Origin of the sequence: Acaryochloris thomasi RCC1774, assembly GCF_003231495.1 — a bacterium.
Taxonomy (GTDB): domain Bacteria; phylum Cyanobacteriota; class Cyanobacteriia; order Thermosynechococcales; family Thermosynechococcaceae; genus RCC1774.
Genome location: NZ_PQWO01000058.1, coordinates 1 through 4,140 on the forward strand (window position 1 = coordinate 1; position 4,140 = coordinate 4,140).

Here is a 4,140-nt window from a genome sequence, read left to right on the forward strand (position 1 = left end):
GAGAGTAGGGTCTCATTCCTATCAAACTCAATAGGGGGTTAGATTCTCTATTTGTACCTCATCAGGTCGAGAACCGCTATACCGCAGATGGCAGCGGCACGGCCATTGGGAACAGATGAACCATACCCTGCGTGAGCAACTACGCCAAAAGCTAGGCAGACAGGCCCATCCCAGCGCACTTGCAACAGATAGTCAGTCGGTCAAGACGACTGAAAAAAGGGGGAGGTCTACGGCTTTGATGGCGGCAAGAAAGTCAAAGGCAGAAAGCGTCATGTCCTCGTCGATAGCCTCGGTTTGCTCTTGAAAGTGGTCGTCACTGCAGCTAACACCAGTGAACGATTGGCCAGTGCTTATGCCTTGATGGAGTTATGGGACGAGTATCAAGCGTGTCTCAAGCGAGTCAAGGTATTGTGGGTTGATGGCGGCTATAGCGGCGATAAGTTTGCATTAGCGGTATGGCTGATGATCCAAGCAAAGGTCGAAGTGATTCAACGCATGGGGCCAGAGTTTGAACTTTTACCCAAGCGGTGGGTTGTTGAACGCACTTTTGGCTGGCTCAACTGGTATCGACGTTTAAGCAAAGATTACGAGCGCTTACCGGAAATGAGCGAGGCAGCTATCTATGCGGTGATGACGAGAATCATGCTGAAACGATTAGCGACCTAAAGATTCACTTTATAAATACCCTCTAAGTTCGGAAGTTCTTGCCGACATGGGAACAAAACCAATAAATTTCACCGTGATCCATATGATGCAAGAGAACTTGAGAATCGCTGCCTTTTACCCACTTTAAAACCTCATGTCATCTTCAACTTTGCAGGTTAATTTCAGAATTGAGACAACAGCAATATTTCTGAAATGATTCCAGAGAAACACCATGCTTAGCGTTATCCGTCGTAGTCAGATAATTGGTGCAACCATGATTGACAGCACCACAGCTTCTAAAATTGGGACTGTCGAAGACCTGTGGATTGATGAATTGAGGCGCGTGAAGTACCTATTCAGTCAACAGGGATATTGCCCCCTTGACCAAATCTCTGGCGTGAACAGAGGTGTTGTGTCGATCTATTCGCATCTGCTGTCGGTTACCCAATTCTACATACATCACTCGGCTCAGATCGCGGTGCAATCCAAGCTGAGCAAGCCCTTAGGCTGGGTAGAGGATTTTCTCTTTGATTGGCACACCGGAGAAATTGTTGCTTATCTCTTGGCAGGTGATATTGCCTCATCATACGGTGGGCGAGCCATACTATTCCCCAAATATATCGCTGAATATAGGGCTGGAGTCATCCATGTAGATGAAGACACCAAACACTGTCTCCAAGACGAGTCCAAGGGATTGGAGGGATTCCTGTGCGAAAGGTCTGATCCGGTGCAGTCTCTCGTGCAGGAGATGATTGTTCGTCTACACGGCCTAATTGCCTCTGATGACTACCCTGAAAGCGTCCGGCTCAAAATCAAGCAGGTCAGCGAAGATTTAGCCGCTGATTATGATCACCACATCCTCCAGGAAGCCACTGAGTTTTTACATGAACAATGGGCCAATTTACAGCAAAGCATCGATCGAAGTATAAGGCACGCTCAAGCTGCTCTGAAGACTGCCTGGGAAGATATTTCGAGCAAAAAACAGAAGTGATCTCGCTGTTAGCTGGAGAAAATATTTGGTATGACGCAGGCAAGTTTATCTAATAAAAAAGGTCAGGATGATGCTCAATAGCGACAGAGTACTTAATAGTACTAGGCTTTGCTTTCCTGTTTTGCGATCGCCAAAGCTCAGAACATAGAGACCTTTGGCAACATTGTTACTAGCCGTCGCAATCAGAATGGCGGTAGCACCCACCCGCAGAGACGCTAACTGGCTAGCAGACTGAGTGATGCCCATGATAAAGGGATCGACATCTGCTATCCCCATGATTCCGGCCAGGGTATAGACTCCCGCTTGTCCCAGGAATTGAAGTGCATAGTGGGTTAGGATAACGATCACCAGAAATAGGGCTGCGAAGGCCAGAGCAGCTTTCAGCTCTAATGGGTTTTGAACCTTCCGTCGCTGGGCTGACTCTGATGGCTGGACCGCAATAGATCGCATTGACCACAGCCCACCCCCTGTTACGGATGCGATCGCAAGTCCTCCCATCGGCAAGACCAGGATTTTTCCTAAGCTGGGATTGAACAGACTCACCAGCAACGCAGCGCGGAGATACATCATACCTGCAGCCACTAGGATCGCTCCAGCATATCGATGTGGAGAATGCGTTTTAACCGAATGCTTAGCCAGGGCAATCGTGGTCACAGTAGAAGAATAAGCCCCGCCCAGAAGTGCAACCAATAGAATGCCTCCCTTTCCTTTCACGACCCGCTGTAGTAAGAAGCTGGCGTAGGAGACGGTGCTGATTGCAACGACCACCAACCAAGTTTTGAAGGGATTAATCTGAAATTCGCCGAAGTCCTGATTGGGGAGAATGGGCAAAATGACGATGGTCAGCAGCAAAAATTGGGTAAAGGTAAGAATATCCTCCGGTGAAAATCGTGTTGCTAGATTTTCGAGTGCTGACTTTAGCTCCAGCAAAATCAGACTGGAAACCACCAGTGCTGATGCTTCCCAAAAGTGACCGAGATGAACCAGCGCACCGACCAAATAGGTCGCTAGACTAGCGATTTCAGAGGTTAGACCTGCTTCTGTTGATGTTTGGAGCTTGTGCCAGTAGGAGAGAGCCATTAGAGATGCGATCGCAAAAAATCCAACAGCTAAAGGCAGGCCCTGACCGTTCGATAGAAAAGCCAAACTATACCCCACCAGACCAATCAGGGGATAGGTGCGTACCCCACCAAATGCATAGCGGCCCGTTTCGGTTCGATGCTCCTCTCGTTCTAAGCCGATTAGAAAGGATAGGAATAATACCCACAAAAGCTTTAGAACACTTGATGGGATTAGTTGGGACGTGAGTTGCAGGTTAAGATTATCCATACCCTAGCTGCCAATGACGCGGTTCCTGGGGCTAGACGGCCTGCATTGCTGAGACAAGATGTTCTTGATACCACTGATTCGCAAGCTGAGCAGCCTCTGCCAATGTGCCGGGTTCCTTAAACAAATGGGTTGCCCTCGGAACGATCGCTAGTCGCTTTTTAACCTGAAGTTGAGCGAAAGTATCCTGATTGGCACAAAGGGCCGGTAAGTCTTGTTCGCCAGTGATGAGCAGGGTAGGTGCCTGTACACGACGTAGCGAAAGACCGATTAAATTAGGGTAGCTACCCCTTGAAACGATTGCTCCGACAATATTGGGGCGATCCGCCGCAGCGATAAAAGCTGCAGCAGCACCTGTATTGGTTCCGAAATAACCCATTCTGAGTTCTTGAGTAAAAGACTGCTGCGTGAGCCAATCGGTAGCCTCTATCAGCCTGAGCGATAGTAGGCTCACATTAAACCGAAGATTGTGAGTCCTAAGGTCAATAAGTTCTTCGTTCGACGTGAGAAGGTCGAGCTGTAGCGTCGCAAAACCGTTTCGATTTAGAGCATCAGCGACAGCATCGTTGTGGGGACAATGACGACCTCTATCGTTACTGTGGGCAAATATAATCAGCCCCTGTTCCGGTTCGGGGCGAGTGAGCGTTCCGCGCAATGCTCCTCCATCAACTTCAATGCAAAGCTCCATTGTTTTCATGTTGTTGGTCATGTCGTTTATCCTCCTATAGAAGCAGTTCTGCTTTATCCTTTTGATGGCGATAAGTGAGTTAAGCACCGACTTTAGGCCATCACTCAAGAACTAGAAAAAACCGCTAGCCTTCATCTATTGAAGTGGACGCTCCAGAGTGACTATTTTTTCATTGACACTGTGCATCAAAATCCTTCAATAGCCCTATTTATGCTATGTAGAACGGTTGCTTCCATCATTAAGATTAGGGTCTAAATATGGGGAACCTGTGGAGAACTCAAGCAGATTACCCAAATTCTTCGCCTCATAAGATCCTCAACTTTTGGTTCCAGGATAGCCAGCAGAACAGATACATCTGATTACTAAGTAGAGAGGTGCAAATAAGCTTAAGATAGCTATCGTATCTATCGCCTCTTCCTCCATGCCAGCAGCATTGCGTATCACTTTGACTGAAGATGAAGCATCAACTCTTCAAGACCTTCGCCAATCT

At 47.9% G+C, this 4,140-nt stretch carries 3 protein-coding genes and 1 pseudogene; 2 read left to right on the forward strand and 2 right to left on the reverse strand.

Going from position 1 to position 4,140, the window contains the following annotated elements; translation table 11 throughout:
• Nucleotides 1-79: 79 nt before the first annotated feature.
• Nucleotides 80-666 (forward strand): annotated as a pseudogene (locus C1752_RS27810) (IS5 family transposase); the annotation flags it as partial.
• Between the two features lie 211 nt (nucleotides 667-877).
• Nucleotides 878-1,636, forward strand: coding sequence for a photosystem reaction center subunit H (locus tag C1752_RS27815; RefSeq protein ID WP_110989286.1), 759 nt, complete (start codon nucleotides 878-880; stop codon nucleotides 1,634-1,636).
• 45 nt (nucleotides 1,637-1,681) lie between these two features.
• Here the strand turns inward: C1752_RS27815 and C1752_RS27820 are convergent, their stop codons facing one another.
• Both C1752_RS27820 and C1752_RS27825 read right to left on the reverse strand, forming a co-directional pair.
• Complete coding sequence (locus C1752_RS27820; protein WP_110989287.1) at nucleotides 1,682-2,965, reverse strand: MgtC/SapB family protein; 1,284 nt, start codon at nucleotides 2,963-2,965, stop codon at nucleotides 1,682-1,684.
• A gap of 31 nt (nucleotides 2,966-2,996) precedes the next feature.
• Nucleotides 2,997-3,671, reverse strand: a complete 675-nt coding sequence (locus tag C1752_RS27825) for a dienelactone hydrolase family protein (RefSeq protein WP_110989288.1) — start codon at nucleotides 3,669-3,671, stop codon at nucleotides 2,997-2,999.
• Between the last annotated feature and the right edge of the window lie 469 nt (nucleotides 3,672-4,140).

Bases quoted from the DNA above. Each gene is read 5' to 3' on its own strand.
- C1752_RS27815 (WP_110989286.1), top strand. From the start codon at position 878: ATGCTTAGCGTTATCCGTCGTAGTCAGATAATTGGTGCAACCATGATT.
- C1752_RS27820 (WP_110989287.1), bottom strand. From the start codon at position 2,965: ATGGATAATCTTAACCTGCAACTCACGTCCCAACTAATCCCATCAAGT.
- C1752_RS27825 (WP_110989288.1), bottom strand. From the start codon at position 3,671: ATGACCAACAACATGAAAACAATGGAGCTTTGCATTGAAGTTGATGGA.